General features: G+C 45.2%; 15 protein-coding genes. 13 read left to right on the top strand and 2 right to left on the bottom strand.

Annotation, left to right across the window (positions count from 1 at the left end):
* Positions 1-95: 95 nt before the first annotated feature.
* Genes KH180_RS07660 through KH180_RS07650 form a run of 3 tightly spaced genes read left to right on the top strand, consistent with a single transcriptional unit; the run spans position 96 to position 3,686 of the window.
* Complete coding sequence (locus KH180_RS07660; protein ID WP_290758900.1) at positions 96-1,652, top strand: ABC transporter ATP-binding protein; 1,557 nt, start codon at positions 96-98, stop codon at positions 1,650-1,652.
* Positions 1,639-2,733, top strand: coding sequence for an ABC transporter permease (locus KH180_RS07655; RefSeq protein WP_290758699.1), 1,095 nt, complete (start codon positions 1,639-1,641; stop codon positions 2,731-2,733). The genes KH180_RS07660 and KH180_RS07655 overlap by 14 nt, the downstream gene beginning before the upstream one ends.
* On the top strand, positions 2,730-3,686 hold the full coding sequence (locus KH180_RS07650; RefSeq protein ID WP_290758697.1) for an ABC transporter permease: 957 nt from the start codon (positions 2,730-2,732) through the stop codon (positions 3,684-3,686). Before KH180_RS07655 ends, KH180_RS07650 begins: the two co-directional genes overlap by 4 nt.
* Positions 3,687-3,968: 282 nt before the next feature.
* Here KH180_RS07650 and KH180_RS07645 read toward each other — a convergent pair whose 3' ends face one another.
* On the bottom strand, positions 3,969-5,276 hold the full coding sequence (locus KH180_RS07645) for a polysaccharide biosynthesis protein (RefSeq protein WP_290758694.1): 1,308 nt from the start codon (positions 5,274-5,276) through the stop codon (positions 3,969-3,971).
* Positions 5,277-5,416: 140 nt separating this feature from the next.
* Between KH180_RS07645 and KH180_RS07640 the strand changes: the two genes are divergently transcribed.
* From KH180_RS07640 to KH180_RS07620, 5 genes are read left to right on the top strand one after another with little or no spacing between them, the layout of a single operon-like run.
* A complete protein-coding gene (locus KH180_RS07640; RefSeq protein WP_290758693.1) occupies positions 5,417-5,875 on the top strand; it encodes an RrF2 family transcriptional regulator in 459 nt (152 codons plus the stop codon).
* An 8-nt stretch (positions 5,876-5,883) separates the two neighbouring features.
* Complete coding sequence (gene nifS / locus KH180_RS07635) at positions 5,884-7,062, top strand: cysteine desulfurase NifS (protein ID WP_290758690.1); 1,179 nt, start codon at positions 5,884-5,886, stop codon at positions 7,060-7,062.
* A 53-nt stretch (positions 7,063-7,115) separates the two neighbouring features.
* Positions 7,116-7,553 carry a Fe-S cluster assembly scaffold protein NifU gene (gene nifU, locus KH180_RS07630; RefSeq protein WP_290758686.1) on the top strand — a complete coding sequence of 146 codons (438 nt, stop codon included), beginning with the start codon at positions 7,116-7,118 and terminating at the stop codon, positions 7,551-7,553.
* A gap of 9 nt (positions 7,554-7,562) precedes the next feature.
* Positions 7,563-8,633: a tRNA 2-thiouridine(34) synthase MnmA gene (gene mnmA, locus KH180_RS07625; RefSeq protein ID WP_290758684.1), complete on the top strand. Its 1,071-nt coding sequence runs from the start codon at positions 7,563-7,565 to the stop codon at positions 8,631-8,633.
* Between the two features lie 23 nt (positions 8,634-8,656).
* Complete coding sequence (locus KH180_RS07620; RefSeq protein ID WP_290758681.1) at positions 8,657-9,532, top strand: putative ABC transporter permease; 876 nt, start codon at positions 8,657-8,659, stop codon at positions 9,530-9,532.
* Between the two features lie 46 nt (positions 9,533-9,578).
* On the opposite strand, the gene KH180_RS07615 is transcribed toward KH180_RS07620, so the two are convergent.
* Positions 9,579-10,463 carry a Cof-type HAD-IIB family hydrolase gene (locus KH180_RS07615; RefSeq protein ID WP_290758678.1) on the bottom strand — a complete coding sequence of 295 codons (885 nt, stop codon included), beginning with the start codon at positions 10,461-10,463 and terminating at the stop codon, positions 9,579-9,581.
* Between the two features lie 245 nt (positions 10,464-10,708).
* Between KH180_RS07615 and KH180_RS07610 the strand changes: the two genes are divergently transcribed.
* From KH180_RS07610 to hisH, 5 genes are all read left to right on the top strand, one after another.
* Positions 10,709-11,614 (top strand): DUF368 domain-containing protein, encoded by a 906-nt coding sequence (locus KH180_RS07610; RefSeq protein ID WP_290758675.1) that lies wholly within the window; start codon positions 10,709-10,711, stop codon positions 11,612-11,614.
* 132 nt (positions 11,615-11,746) lie between these two features.
* Positions 11,747-12,424 (top strand): response regulator transcription factor, encoded by a 678-nt coding sequence (locus tag KH180_RS07605; protein ID WP_290758673.1) that lies wholly within the window; start codon positions 11,747-11,749, stop codon positions 12,422-12,424.
* Positions 12,425-13,903: a sensor histidine kinase gene (locus KH180_RS07600; RefSeq protein ID WP_290758671.1), complete on the top strand. Its 1,479-nt coding sequence runs from the start codon at positions 12,425-12,427 to the stop codon at positions 13,901-13,903.
* Positions 13,904-14,013: 110 nt separating this feature from the next.
* Positions 14,014-14,796: a hypothetical protein gene (locus tag KH180_RS07595; protein ID WP_290758669.1), complete on the top strand. Its 783-nt coding sequence runs from the start codon at positions 14,014-14,016 to the stop codon at positions 14,794-14,796.
* A 3-nt stretch (positions 14,797-14,799) separates the two neighbouring features.
* Entirely contained in the window at positions 14,800-15,405 is a 606-nt protein-coding gene (hisH, locus tag KH180_RS07590; RefSeq protein WP_290758667.1) for an imidazole glycerol phosphate synthase subunit HisH, read from the top strand.
* The last annotated feature ends 3 nt before the right edge of the window (positions 15,406-15,408 follow it).

The following is a 15,408-nucleotide window of genomic DNA, read 5'->3' as shown; positions in this document are numbered from 1 at the left end:
CATTGTAGATTCTGTAACAGAAGGCAGTGCCCTTCTTTCTTGGAACTTAATGAAGAAAAAAGAGAGGCAGAGAACACATGATACGAGGTGATGAAATGGCACAGGACAAGAAGGATACATATGCCATAGAATGCAGAGGCATCCGAAAGACCTTCGGGAGTGTTGTTGCAAACAATAATGTAGATTTGGATGTGAAATACGGTGAGATCCTTGCCCTGCTTGGAGAAAATGGATCGGGAAAGACAACACTGATGAACATGCTCTCCGGAATTTACCACCCGGATGCCGGAACGATCAAGATCGGCGGCCAGGAGGTTTCCATCAATTCTCCGACAGACGCTATCAATCTGGGGATCGGCATGATCCACCAGCATTTTAAGCTTGTGGATGTGCACAGTGCGATGGACAACATTGTGCTCGGTACAAAGGAAAAGCGAATCCGTCCGAAGGAGCTCAAATCAAGAATTGAAGAGATCTGCACTAAGTTTGGCTTAGAGGTTGATCCTGAAAAGAAGATTTATAATATGTCAGTCAGCGAAAAGCAGACAGTAGAGATCTTAAAAGTTCTCTACAGGGGAGCGGGCATCCTGATTCTGGATGAGCCTACAGCTGTTTTGACGCCTCAGGAGACGGAAAAGCTGTTTGCCATACTTCGGAGGATGAAGGAGCAGGGCTGTGCTATTGTCATTATCACCCATAAGCTGAATGAAGTGCTGGCCATCAGTGACCGGGTAGCAATTCTCAGAAAAGGGGAGAGTATCGGTACTGTGCCGACAAGGGAAAGCGATGAGAAAAAGCTGACGGAACTGATGGTAGGAAGGCCGGTGACTCTGGAGATTGAGCGTCCGGATAAGAAGCCGGATGCAGTTCCTGAAATTATTGTGCGGAACCTGAGTGTGGACCGTCCGGACGGAACCACAGGGCTGTCCCATGTGAATTTTGAACTGATGGAGGGGGAGATTCTGGGAGTTGCCGGGATTGCCGGAAGCGGACAGAAAGAGTTATGTGAGGCTGTCACAGGACTTACAGAGATCAAAGAGGGCAGCATCTTTCACCGGAACGAAGAATTGGTCGGCATGACGTTTAAGGATATCCGGACCAGAGGCATCCGTATCTCCTTTGTACCGGAGGACCGTCTGGGCATGGGGCTTGTGGCTTCCATGGGCATGGTTGACAATGTACTTCTAAAACATTATCAGGATCAGAAGGGTATCTTTATTGACCGGAAGGCGCCGAGAAAGATGGCGGAGAAAATGGTAGAGGAACTGGGAATTCTGACGCCGAGTGTAGATGCACCGGTGAGGATGATGTCCGGAGGAAATGTACAGAAAGTGCTTCTCGGAAGAGAAATCATTGCAGAACCGAATGTACTTCTTACGGCTTATCCGGTGCGCGGACTGGATATCAACTCATCCTATACTGTGTATGACCTGCTTAATGAACAGAAGAAAAAAGGAGTGGCAGTGCTGTTTGTGGGAGAAGACCTGGATGTTCTTCTGTCCATCAGTGACCGTATCCTGGTTCTGTGTCACGGGGAAGTTTCAGGTATTGTGGATGCAAGAAAGACTACAAAAGAAGAGGTAGGGCTTCTCATGACCGGAGTAAAAGAAGCAAAAGAAGAAAAGGAGGAAAGCACAGATGGAAGCAAGTAAGAAAACAGGAAAAGAACCGTTTCTCCGTACTGTCAAGAGAGCGGAGCTTTCTCGGAAGAAGACGATGATTCTGCGTGCTGCTTCCGTGCTGCTTGCCCTGGTGGCAGGCGGAATTTTTCTTTTGATTATTGGGTTTAATCCGTTTACTGTATATCAGACAATCATCAGCGGGGCTTTCCGAAGCGAGATGGCAGCCCAGGCAACCATCCGCATCATGATTCCGCTGCTGATTTCTTCCCTTGGTGTAACGATGGCATTTAAAATGAGATTTTGGAATATCGGAGCAGAGGGACAGATCATTATGGGAGCTATTTTTGCCACCTATTTTGCCCTGTATCAAAATGCCATGCCTCATGTCCTGCTGCTGATTATGATGTTTATTGTCAGTGTGATCGGCGGAGGACTGTTCGGACTGATTCCGGCATTCTTTAAAGCGAAATTTAATACAAACGAGACTTTGTTTACTCTGATGCTGAATTATATTGCGCTGAATGTGATTGTTTATCTGAGAGACGGCCCCTGGAAGGATCCGGCATCATCAGGATTTCCAAAGATCGCAAGATTTGATATCAACGCACAGCTGGATACCGTTTTCGGTGTTCAGGCTGGCTGGATCATTGCACTGGTGCTTGTGGTGATCGTATATGTTTATCTGAAATATACAAAACAGGGATACGAGATTTCTGTTGTGGGAGACAGCCATGCCACAGCTAAATATGCAGGAATCCCTGTGAGGCGGGTGATGCTGCGCACGATGTTTTTAAGCGGTGCTGTCTGCGGTATTGCCGGAATGGTGCAGGCTACAGGGTCTGATATGACGCTGGCCACCTCTGTGGCGGGCGGAGTCGGCTTTACCGCCATTATCGTAGCATGGCTGGCGCGCTTGAATCCGATGGGAATAGTGATTGTTTCCTTCCTGTTCAGCGTTCTGGAAAAGGGCAGCAGTGTCATGCAGTCTACTTATGGGCTTTCCAGCTATTCGGCAGATGTGCTGCAGGGAATCATTTTGTTTTTTGTTTTGGGATGTGAATTTTTTGTACGATACAAGTTTGTGGGCAGAAAAGGAGGTGCCGGAAAATGAATACGGTATTAAATCTGTTTGTGGCAGCAGTGCTGGCCGGTACGCCGCTGCTGTTCGGCACGGTCGGTGAAATCATGAACGAAAAGGTCGGACATTTGAATCTGGGAGTAGAAGGCATGATGTCCATAGGAGCATGTGCCGGATTTATGGTCGGATATCAGACGGATAATGTAGTATTCGCTCTGCTGGCGGCCTTTGGAGCCGGAGTGGCGGGAGCACTGATCTATGCGGTGCTTACCATTACTTTCATGGCTGACCAGAATGTGACAGGGCTCACATTGACGATCTTTGGAGTGGGGCTTGCGAATTTTATCGGAGAATATATGCTGAACCATTCTGCAACCCAGTCCTTAAAGCTTCCGGAACACATTTCTGCACAGATCGCAAATCTGCATATTCCGGTGCTGAGTGATATACCGGTTTTGGGGAAATTACTTTTTTCCTATAATATCTTTGTGTATATCGGCATCGTGATTGCTGTAATCTGCTGGTATTATCTGCAGAAGACCATGGCAGGCCTCAATGTCCGTGCAGTGGGAGAAAATCCCGGAGCTGCCGATGCAGCGGGAATCAGGGTCATCCGTGCAAAGTATATCAATGTTCTGATCGGCGGCGGTATCTGCGGCATCGGCGGAGCTTATTCCGCTATGATCATCTGCGGCGGAGTATGGATCAGCAACTGTGTCAACGGGCTGGGCTGGATTTCCGTGGCTCTTGTTATTTTTGCATCATGGAGCCCGGTAAAAGCTATTTATGGATCCCTGGCATTCGGCTGTTTCAGTGTACTGAAATATTATGTACCGAAAAGCATTATCAGTATTCCGAATGCGTTTTATGATATGCTTCCGTTTGTCATTACAGCTCTGGTTCTTGTGATCTCTTCTATCAGGCAGTCAAAAGAAAATAACCAGCCTGCATCCTGCGGAGTCAATTATTTCAGGGAAGAACGCTAAAAGAAATTTCATAAAAAGGGGGTGTCTGTAAGGCCATAAGCTGGCTTTTCAAGACACTCTTTTTTATTTCATGGGAAAGTGCGTCCCATGAAATAAAAGCACTCCGTGCAGGATGCGCACAAATGCGCAAGGAATCTATTTGCCTTTGGCAAATCGCATTTGGCGCGCAAAGTATACAAGCCCCTCAAAGAGTGAGGGACCTAAGAGATGAAGTGGCCCGCCCACTTTGTTCTATAACACAGGGACAGACTTTGTTTTGTAAACAGAAGCCTGCCCCTGTGTTTATTGACGCTGCCTAATTTTACGGTAATGCATGATGACAACCAAAAGAGTGCTTGCCATAAGGCCCCAAAGATATCCGTTGATTCCCACATACGGCACTACAAAAACAATAAATGCAATTCTGAGCATCAAAGAGACTGAGTTGTTAAACAAAGTCGTTTTTGTTTTTCCAAGGCCGTTCAGAATGCTGGACAGTGTTCCGGATAAGTACAGCACAGGACAGAGGAAGGAGAGCATCCGCAGAAACATGCCTGCTTTTTCACTGTGAAATACAATGACTCCGATGGAAGGCCCCAGCGCAAAAAACAAAAAGAAGCTTATAATCCCAAGAAGAAAACAAAAAGTAAGGGAATATTTTGTAGCTCTATGTAATGTCCTGTAATCCTGTTCTGCAGTTGCGGCTGAAACCTTCGGCAGCAGCATCACGGAAATAGAGTTGGTGATGCTGGAGGGAAAGTTGATGAAAGGGATCGCCATACCGGTCAATATACCATAGATTTCCACAGAATAGTGCTGGTTGGAATAAAACCGGGTCAGCATCAGCGGAATCAAAATATTTTCCAGACTTTGAAGCAGTGTGATGGAGAGTGAGTTGCAGGTCAGGGGAAAACTTAAGGACAGCAGGTTCCCCAGAAGTTTTCTGGACGAAGCTGCCGGCATTCTGCTCTTTTGGCGTTTTACTTTCAGCAGGTGATAGATAACCGTATACAGGCAGGATGCCATTTCTCCGGCAACCATTCCAAGCACTGCAATCAGCGCCGGAGTTTCAAGCTTCAAAAAGAAGGTTACGGAAACAGCGTAAATGCCCAGTACTCTGGAGATCTGTTCAATACACAGGGATACAGAGGGAAGTCCCGGCTTGCCCAGACCGATATGGTAGCTGTGGATGCATGCCTTGATGCCGACAAACGGCATAGCAAAAACAGCGGCCTGAAGGCAGGGGATACAGTCTTTTTCATGAAGAAATTTCATGCATAGCTCATCTGCGAAGAAAAAAAGAAAACAGGCACAGATAATGGACAGGAAGATTGTGACTGCCAAAGTAATTTTTAATATTTTCCTGCAGTTTTCCGGGCGCCCTTTGGCCATCTGGGCGGCAACGATCTGGGATAATGCCGTTTCATAGCCGTGGAAGCAGAGGGCGAATCCGACCAGATAGATCGGAAAAATTAATTGGTAGACTCCCATTTGATGGGCACCAATCAATCCAGCCAGAAATATTCTATTATAGAATCCAATGAATCTGGAAAAAATATTAGCGGCTGTTAAAATTAATGTACCTTGTACAAAAGGGCTGGATTTTTTCATAGGAACTCCCCCATTGTTATTGTTTTATTGTATGTCAAGAAATACGCGGTTATGATTGGGATTGTGTTGACATTAGAAGCCCCAAATGATAACATAGCAATGTGATATCCGACTATTTTGGTCGGGATTGGAGTGATGAGATGAAATTATCAACAAAAGGAAGATACGGCCTTCGCGCAATTGTAGATATTGCAGTGTTTGCAGAAACGGAACCTGCCGCAGTCAGCGCGATTTCAGAGAGACAGGATATTTCCATCCGCTACCTGGAACAGCTGCTTTCGAGACTTCGCAAGGCGGGACTTGTGAGAAGCATCCGGGGAGCTCAGGGAGGATATGTACTGTCCAGAAGTGCAGAAGAAATTTCAGTGGGAGATGTTCTCAGGGCACTGGAAGGCGATCTTATACCGGTAGACTGTACAGAGCTCACTGATACAGAGGAGACATGCAGCAGTTCCAGGTACTGTGTGACAAAAACTGTATGGAAAAGGATTAATGACAGTATTGCAGAGACTGTGGATGCCATATATTTAAGTGAGCTGGCAGATGAGGCCAAAGCTGTCCAGCAGGGAAAACCGGCAGAAAGAAAATGTGAAAGATAGGAGTAGTTATGGAGAAGATCATATATTTAGACCATGCAGCAACAACACCGGCAAGACCGGAAGTAGTAGAGGCAATGATGCCGTATTTTACGGAGAAGTTCTGGAATCCGTCCAGTGTGTATTCACCGGCATCTGAGGCAAAGAAGGCAGTAAGTGAAGTCCGTGACCGGATTGCGGATACTCTGGGCACACAGAGCCAGGATATTTACTTTACCGCCGGAGGATCTGAGGCAGATAACTGGGCCATCAAGGAGACGGCAGAAGCTTATGCGTCAAAGGGTAAGCACATCATTACAAGCAAGATTGAACACCATGCGGTACTTCACACCTGCCAGTATCTGGAGAAAAACGGATATGAGGTCACCTATCTGGATGTGGATGAAAATGGGTATATCCGCCTGGATCAGCTGGAAAAGGCGGTCCGCCCGGATACGATTTTGATTACAATTATGTTTGCAAACAATGAGATCGGTACGATCCAGCCGGTAAAAGAAATCGGTGAAATCGCCAAAAAGCATGGGATTCTGTTCCACACAGATGCGGTACAGGCATACGGACAGGTTCCGATCAATGTGGATGAGCTGAACATTGATATGCTGAGCGCCAGCGGACATAAGCTGAACGGGCCGAAAGGCATCGGATTTATGTATATCCGCAAAGGACTGAAGCTTCGTTCCTTTATCCACGGAGGAGCCCAGGAACGCAAACGCCGTGCGGGAACAGAAAATGTAACAGGTATTGTGGGACTTGGAAAAGCCGTTGAGATTGCTTTTGAGACTATGAAAGAGCGTACAGACAAAGAGCAGGAGCTGAGAGATTATGCCATTAAAAAGATATTGGCAGAGATTCCGTACTGCCGTCTGAACGGGGGAAGAGAGCACCGTCTCCCGAATAATATCAACATCAGTTTTCAGTTTATTGAAGGAGAATCACTTTTAATTATGCTGGATATGGCGGGTATTTGTGCTTCAAGCGGATCTGCGTGCACATCCGGATCTCTGGATCCGTCCCATGTGCTATTGGCTATCGGGCTTCCTCATGAGATTGCCCATGGCTCTCTGCGGATGACTCTGGGAGAAGAGACAACAAAAGAGGATATGGATTTTGTTGTGGATAAGCTGAAAGAGATCGTAGATAAGCTGAGAAAGATGTCTCCGCTTTATGAAGACTTTGTAAAGAAGCATTAAGAGGATCAGACGGGACATATGAATCGATAGAAGAAAAATCAGGAGGTACTGTTATGTATAGTGAAAAGGTTATGGATCATTTTGAACATCCAAGAAATGTAGGAGAGATTGAAGATGCCAGCGGCGTAGGAACTGTTGGAAATGCAAAATGCGGCGATATTATGCGTATCTATTTTGATATTGATGACAATCAGATCATTCAGGACGTGAAATTTAAAACATTCGGCTGCGGGGCTGCTGTTGCTACAAGCAGTATGGCCACAGAACTGGTGAAGGGCAAGTCAGTGCAGCAGGCACTGGAGGTTACAAACAAGGCGGTGATGGAAGCTTTAGACGGGCTTCCTCCGGTGAAAGTACACTGTTCTCTTTTGGCAGAAGAAGCCATTCACGCAGCACTCTGGGACTATGCAGAGAAAAACGGCATTAAGATTGAAGGTCTGAAAAAGCCTAAATCTGACATCGGAGAAGAGGAAGAGGAAGAAGAATACTAGGAGGCATCCGTGAAGAAGAAAGTAGTTGTAGGTATGTCGGGGGGAGTGGATTCCTCCGTGGCAGCCTATTTATTGAAAGAACAGGGATACGATGTCATCGGTGTCACCATGCAGATCTGGCAGGATGAGGAGCAGGCTCTTCAGGAAGAAAACGGTGGATGCTGCGGCCTGTCAGCTGTGGATGATGCCAGAAGAGTTGCCCAAGCGCTGGATATTCCTTACTATGTCATGAACTTTAAACAGGACTTTAAGGAAAATGTAATTGATTACTTTATAGATGAATATCTGGACGGAAGGACTCCTAATCCCTGTATTGCATGCAACCGCTATGTGAAGTGGGAATCGCTTTTAAAACGGTCTTTAGATATCGGGGCAGATTATATTGCGACCGGACATTATGCAAGGATTGAAAAGCTGGCAAACGGAAGATTTGCGCTGAAGAGGTCTGCAACTCTTGCAAAAGACCAGACTTATGCCTTATACAATCTCACACAGAACCAGCTGTCAAAGACTTTGATGCCGGTAGGGGAATATACAAAAGATGAGATCCGGGAGATCGCAGAAAGGATCAATCTTCCGGTGGCACATAAGCCGGACAGCCAGGACATCTGTTTTGTAGACGGTGACTACGGAGATTTCATTGAGCAGGAGACAGGAAAGAAGATCCGTCCGGGCAATTTTGTGGATATGGAAGGAAATATTCTTGGTGTCCATAAAGGAATCGTCTCCTATACTGTGGGACAGAGAAGAGGACTGGGACTATCCCTGAAGCAACCGGGGTATGTGGTGAAGATTGACAAAGAAAAGAATGAAGTTGTGATCGGCAGTAATGATGATCTGATGACAGATACCCTGTACGGAGATCAGGTGAACCTGATGTCCATAGCCGCCGTGGAAAACGGAATGCGATTGCTCGCCAAGGTACGCTATAACCACAGGGGAGCCCCATGCACGGTACAGATGACAGGGGAAGATAAGATCCAGGTCCGCTTTGATGAGCCGCAGAGAGCTGTGACTCCCGGGCAGGCTGTTGTATTTTATGACGGAGATTATGTGGCAGGCGGTGCAACGATCTTATAGTGAGAATTGGAGCTTAAATTGTGATGAGTCTATATTATCTTTTGTTCTATTTTTTTATTTACGGATTTCTCGGGTGGTGCAGCGAAGTTGCATTTGCTGCGTTTAAAGAGAAAAAATTTGTAAACAGAGGGTTCCTGAACGGACCGATATGTCCTGTTTACGGGTTTGGCGTAGGATTTGTGGTGTCTTTGCTGATGCCTTATAAGTCTAATGTCTTTTTTATGTACATCGGTTCAGTGATTGCTGTCTCAGCCATTGAGTGGGTCACAGGCTTTGCTCTGGAAAAGATCTTTCACAGCAGATGGTGGGACTATTCTGAACAGCCGTTTAATCTAAACGGATATATTTGTCTACCCTTTTCTCTGATTTGGGGAGCGGCCTGCATGCTCATTGTGTATATTATACATCCGCTGATTATCAGGCTGGCAGGTTTAATTCCTATGCTGCTGGGCAGTGTGCTGCTCATTGTTTTATTAATCGGCATGGCTGCAGATGTCTGGGTAACAGCATCGGGCATCTTTAAGATGAATCAGCGGCTGCGGAAAATGAGTGAGCTGGCAGATGAACTTCACAATATTTCAGATCAGCTTGGGGAGAATATCTATCAGGGTGTCATGACAGCAATGGTAAAACAGGAAGAGACGAAGAAAAAGCTGGATGAAGCAGGGCAGGAACTGAAGGAAAGAAAAGATGCTGTCCAGGCAGAACTGAAGGACAGGAAAGAGAATCTGGGCGGAGAGCTTGAACAGAGAATGCAGGAACTGAAAGACCGTTATCAGGAAATTGCAGGGAAAAAGAGCCAGACCAGCACAAGGCTTCTGAAAGCTTTTCCGGCTTTTGATTCCAATAGATACAAAGATGCTCTTGATGAACTGAAAAAACGGATAAAAAACAAATAGACAAAAAGGACTGTGATTTCTATAGTGAAAATCACAGCCCTTTCTTTTATGTAAGTTTAAAATTATCCCGGTCAGTGAGAATGCAGCGGATAATATAGGCAATGCCGTCTTTTGTGTTGGCCCGGGTCTGGTATACACAGATATCCTTGATCGCCTCTGTGGCATTTGCCATAGCTACAGAGTGGATTCCGGGGATAGAGAGCATAGAATAATCATTTTCGCTGTCACCGATGGCTACGATCTCATCTGGGACAATACCCTTTCTTTCTGCGTAGTCCATCAGGCCGATGCCCTTCTGAGCATCTATAGATGTAATCTCAATATCCGTAGGTACGGTAGAAACCACGGCAAGACCCGGGATCTTTTCCAGCTCGGCACGGAGCCTGATCAGCGCATCCGGATCTGTGGACTGGGAAATGACTTTAAGAACCCGGTGTTCACTGTCAAACAGCCCGTCTTCTCCGTCCACATAGGTAACCTGGCTTACCAGTTCTTCAAAATCTTTGTCTGTATATACAAAGTCTGGATGGTTGATCTGCATAGCAGGGATCATGACATCCTTTGTATACTGCTCCAATTCTTCTTTGGACAGCAGGGAAATGCGGCCCATCTGAGAAAACGGAGTGGGCACAAGATCAAACCGGTGAAATGTCTCAAAGATTTGTTTTACTGTCTCCTGTGGGATAGAATGTTCAAACAGCAGGTTTCCTTCTTTATCATAACCGCAGGAACCGTTGCTGCAGATCATGTCGCACTGAAGTCCCGCATCTTCTAAAATTCCGGTCACATTTTGATATTCCCGGCCGGTATTGATGATAAATTCAACACCGTTATCCTGCAGTGTTCGGATGGCTTCAATATTGACCTGGGTGATCTTGCGGTAGCTGTCCAGAAGCGTCCCGTCCATATCTGATGAAATTAACTTTATCATGATAGAACCTCCTTGATGTTCGTAATTTTGTAATTGTAATAATGAGGGAAAATGTGATTCCAGGGTTAAAATATCTGTAACCCCTACACCATAATATATTACCATAAATGCCGGAAGAAGGACATAGTTTCATAAATCCTTAAGGTTTTCTTGCTTTTTATTTTACATAATGTATGATATAATACAAAAAGTTGTATTGGAACAAAACCAATATTTGTAAGTGTTTTTAAGACAAAGGAGTTATTATGCTGAATTTTATTCGGGGATTTTGTATGGCACTGGCTGACAGTGTGCCGGGAGTTTCCGGCGGGACAGTTGCTTTTCTGCTCGGTTTTTATGACCGTTTTATTTCATCCCTAGACGATTTAATTACAGGAAATAAGGAAAAAAAGATAGAAGCAGTAAAGTTTTTGCTTCGCATAGGCATCGGATGGGTCGTAGGTTTTGGAGCGGCAGTTTCTGTGCTGGCCAGTATCTTCAGCGACAGGATTTATGAAATCAGTTCCTTATTTTTAGGACTAATAATCTTCGCCATACCGATTATCTGGGCTGAAGAGAAAGACTGCTTAAAAGGAAGATACAAGAACGCTGTATTTGCATTGATGGGAGTTGCCATGGTTGCAGCCATTACTTATTTTAATCCTGCCTCCGGCAAAGGAATGAATGTGAGTGTGGAGCATCTGAACTTAGGACTCGGCATCTATATCTTTTTGGTGGCTATGGTTGCTATATCCGCTATGGTTCTGCCCGGCATATCAGGATCTACAATGCTTTTGATCTTTGGATTGTATGTACCGGTTATTTCAGCAGTGAAAGAAGCCATGCATTTTAACACGGCGTACTTTCCTGTAATTCTGATTTTTGGCTGTGGTATTCTCTGCGGTATTGCGTCGGTTGTAAAATTGATCCGTACCTGTCTTGAGAAATTCCGATCCCAGATGGTATATTTTATTATCGGTATGATGATCGGTTCTCTTTATGCGATTGTCATGGGACCAACCACCCTGGAAGTGCCCAAACAGGCTATGACAGCAGGCAATTTCAGTATCCTGTTCTTTGTCATAGGAGGAGTCATTATCTTTGGACTGCAGAAAATGAAGGCTGTGTCTGACCGCCAGGAAGCAGCGGCAGGTATATCTGAGGCAGAATAGATCATATAAAAGTGAAAGACATCAGCATTTTGCATGCTGATGTCTTTTTTTTCACAATTTTATCATAAACCTGTGGTACACTATAGATTAGAAAATATCCGAATCTGGAATAAAATCGCAGGAGGATCACTGATGAATGATTTAAAAATATTAGTAGTAGATGATGAGAGCAGGATGCGCAAGCTGGTAAAGGATTTCCTGAACCGGGGCGGATATCAGGTTTTGGAGGCTGCGGACGGAGAAGAGGCAGTGGATGTGTTTTTTTCCACAAAAGGAATTGATCTGATTGTACTGGATGTGATGATGCCCAAGATGGACGGCTGGGAGGTTGTCAGGGAGATCCGCAAAGTGTCTGAAGTGCCGATCATTATGCTGACAGCCAAGGATCAGGAAAATGACGAACTGCAGGGATTTGATCTTGGAGTAGATGAATATATTTCCAAGCCGTTCAGTCCCAAAATTTTAGTGGCCAGAATCGAGGCAATTTTAAGAAGGACGAAGCAGCAGGCCGGAGAGGTATTAAAGGCCGGAGGCATCATTTTAGACGAAGCAGCCCACATGGTCACCATTGATGGGAAAAGCATAGATTTAAGTTTTAAAGAATTTGAGCTTCTGTCCTATTTTATGAAAAACGAGGGCAGAGCCCTTACCAGGGAAAATATTCTGAATCAGGTGTGGAACTATGATTACTTTGGGGATGCCAGGACAATTGATACCCATGTAAAAAAACTCAGAAATAAGATGGGAAGCAAGGGCTCTTATATTCATACGATCTGGGGCATGGGATATAAGTTTGAGGTGCAGGAATAAGTGAAAGAAAAAATACTGAAGAATCAATCAATCAAGGTAAAAATGACTTTGGTGCTGATCGTAATTATGGCATCCACGATCCTTTTGTCCATTGGCATTAATATCCTGATGATTGAACCGTACTATGTGTTTAAGGAAAAAAAGAATATTACCCACGTGTATGACTCCATCAACAGTCTGTTTAATGCAAGGGGCACACGCAACAACACCTATAAGATTTCTAAAATTGTAAGAGAATACAATTACCGGATGCTCATCGTCAATAATGCGAATGGACAGATCATATACTCTTCTGAAGGCAAGCAGGGACTGATGTATAATGATATGATCAGTACTCTGGAGGATATGAGGAAGATAAAAAAACAGATCAGTGAGGACGGTTATGCCGTGGTATCCGGGTCTGACAAGGAATCAACGGGAACCAGCATCAATCTTTTGGGCTATTTTGACAATGGTTATGCGGTTGTAATCAACACTCCGATGGAGAGCATTCAGACCAGCGCGGTACTGTCCGGAAGATTTACTGCTTATGTAGGCGCCATCCTGATCGTGGCAGGAGGGATTGCCATGTATATTTACAGCAAGCAGTTTACCAGGCCCATTGAGGAGATGGCCGCCGCCGCCAACCGGATGAGCAATCTGGATTTTGATGTAAAGGTAATGGACTGTGGGGAAGACGAGCTGGGGCATCTTGGAGAGAGTTTAAATGAACTTTCTTCTAAATTGGAGTATACGATCTCGGAACTGAAAACTGCCAACAATGAGCTGAGACAGGATATAGAGCAGAAGGTGCAGATCGATGAAATGAGGACGGAATTCTTATCCCATGTTTCCCATGAGCTGAAAACACCAATCGCCCTGATCCAGGGATATGCAGAGGGACTGAAAGACAATGTCTCCGCAGATGAAGAGAGCCGGGAGTTTTACTGTGAGGTGATCGCAGATGAAGCCCAAAAGATGAACCGGATGGTGCAGAAGCTTCTGACGCTGAATCAGATAGAATTCGGGAATCACCAGGTCAGCATGGAACGGTTTAACATTCAGGAACTGGTGCAGAATATGCTGTCTGCCAATACGATATTCTTTGAGAAAGAAAATATAACGGTGGAATTCCATGAACCTCCGACCTATGTATGGGCAGACGAGTTTATGATAGAAGAAGTGTTTGGAAATTATCTGAGCAATGCCAGAAATCATGTATTCAAAAACGGAAAGATTGCCATAACATTTCGGAAGATGGGGCAGGATCTGCGGGTGACTGTTTTTAACTCAGGGAATCATATACCGGATGAGGATCTGGAAAAACTCTGGGTGAAATTTTATAAAGTAGATAAAGCAAGGACCAGGGAATACGGGGGCAGCGGCATCGGGCTTTCCATAGTCGCAGCCACCATGAAGGCCCACGGCAAAGAATACGGGGTTTCCAATGTGGAGGGCGGAGTAGAATTTTACTTTGATGTGGATTGTGCAAATGCCTGAATATGTGATAAAATAGTGCATACCCGCGGGGCATGCTGTATCTTATATCCTCCGGGTAAGCGCGTTTTGCGCGTCAGGATTTATTTTACATGGAAGCAAAGGAGCGGCATATGATAAAAGATTATGTTAGCAGGATACAGGATGCGGATTTGGTTTTGGTAGGTATCGGACCGGAACTGTCTGCACATAAACTGATGGATTTTAAAAAAGAGATCACGAACGGGCACTATCAAAAACTTTTGGAGATGGATGCTGCGGATGAAAACGTCAGCTGGATGAAACAGGTATATGAGCGGTTTCATCTGCTGAATCTTTCCAAGGTTCCCTATTTTAAAGCTTTGGAAGAGGTACTTGAACAAAAGAATTACTTTGTGATCACCAGCAATGATGACGGACTTATTTTTCATTCAGATCTGGACAAGGGGCGTCTGGTGGCTCCATGCGGCAGCGGAGACTTTTTTCAGTGCAAAGTGCCCTGCAGTGAGCAATTATATCCGGCCGGACCAGGGCTTGGGGATCTGATCCGCCACTATGAAACTACCGGGGAGATCGAACATCTGGAATGTCCAAAGTGCGGGGAACCTCTGGTATTTAATATCCGGACGGAGGATACAAAAAGCACTTATATTGAAGGAGCTTACCTGAACGGATGGGCAGCCTATACAAAATGGCTGCAGAACACATTGAACAAAAAGCTTTTTATTCTTGAGCTTGGAGAAGGGTTTAAAGTGCCGGGCTTATTCCGCTGGCCGTTTGAAAAGATGGCTTATTATAATGAAAAGGCGTATATGGTGAGGGTCAGCCGGACTCTGTACCAGACAGGAGAAGAACTGAAAGGAAAAGCAGAGGCAGTAAAGATGGACAGCAGAGAGTTTCTGGGAATTGAGAGGTAGGATATGGTAGCAATTATTGATTACGATGCGGGAAATATCAGAAGTGTGGAAAAAGCTGTACAGTTTCTGGGTGAAGAAGCAGCCATCACGAGGGACAAGGAACAGATTTTAAACAGCAGTCATGTGATTCTTCCGGGAGTGGGAGCTTTTGGGGATGCTATGAAAAAGATCCGCCAGTATGGGCTTGAGGAGACGATTTATCAGGTCGTGGAACAAGGGATACCGTTTCTTGGAATCTGTCTTGGGCAGCAGATTATGTTTGAAAAGAGCGAAGAAGCACCGGGAGTGAAAGGGCTGGGCCTTTTGAAGGGTGAGATTTTAAAGATTCCTAAGAAGGACGGCCTTAAGATCCCGCATATGGGCTGGAATAATCTGTCCATTAAGGAAGGGGCAAAGCTGTTTGCCGGAGTGCCGGACAATTCGTATGTATATTTTGTACACTCCTATTATCTGAAGGCTTCAGATCCGGATATAGTGGCAGCAAAAACAGAGTATTCAGAGGTTATCCATGCCTCTGTGGAAAAAGGAAATGTGTTTGCATGCCAGTTTCATCCTGAGAAAAGCAGCACGGTAGGACTTCAGATTTTAAAGAACTTTATTTCACTGTAGGAG

It is taken from the genome of Anaerostipes sp. (genome assembly GCF_018381315.1).
Classification (GTDB): Bacteria; Bacillota; Clostridia; order Lachnospirales; family Lachnospiraceae; genus Anaerostipes.
Note: the sequence above shows the minus strand (reverse complement) of the source record. Positions and strands in the feature narration are given on the sequence as shown.

Coding starts and splice junctions, on each gene's coding strand:
- KH180_RS07655 (WP_290758699.1), top strand. CDS start 1,639: ATGGAAGCAAGTAAGAAAACAGGAAAAGAACCGTTTCTCCGTACTGTC.
- KH180_RS07615 (WP_290758678.1), bottom strand. CDS start 10,463: ATGATAAAGTTAATTTCATCAGATATGGACGGGACGCTTCTGGACAGC.
- KH180_RS07645 (WP_290758694.1), bottom strand. CDS start 5,276: ATGAAAAAATCCAGCCCTTTTGTACAAGGTACATTAATTTTAACAGCC.
- nifS (WP_290758690.1), top strand. CDS start 5,884: ATGGAGAAGATCATATATTTAGACCATGCAGCAACAACACCGGCAAGA.
- KH180_RS07605 (WP_290758673.1), top strand. CDS start 11,747: ATGAATGATTTAAAAATATTAGTAGTAGATGATGAGAGCAGGATGCGC.
- nifU (WP_290758686.1), top strand. CDS start 7,116: ATGTATAGTGAAAAGGTTATGGATCATTTTGAACATCCAAGAAATGTA.
- KH180_RS07595 (WP_290758669.1), top strand. CDS start 14,014: ATGATAAAAGATTATGTTAGCAGGATACAGGATGCGGATTTGGTTTTG.
- KH180_RS07660 (WP_290758900.1), top strand. CDS start 96: ATGGCACAGGACAAGAAGGATACATATGCCATAGAATGCAGAGGCATC.
- KH180_RS07620 (WP_290758681.1), top strand. CDS start 8,657: ATGAGTCTATATTATCTTTTGTTCTATTTTTTTATTTACGGATTTCTC.
- hisH (WP_290758667.1), top strand. CDS start 14,800: ATGGTAGCAATTATTGATTACGATGCGGGAAATATCAGAAGTGTGGAA.
- KH180_RS07650 (WP_290758697.1), top strand. CDS start 2,730: ATGAATACGGTATTAAATCTGTTTGTGGCAGCAGTGCTGGCCGGTACG.
- KH180_RS07640 (WP_290758693.1), top strand. CDS start 5,417: ATGAAATTATCAACAAAAGGAAGATACGGCCTTCGCGCAATTGTAGAT.
- KH180_RS07610 (WP_290758675.1), top strand. CDS start 10,709: ATGCTGAATTTTATTCGGGGATTTTGTATGGCACTGGCTGACAGTGTG.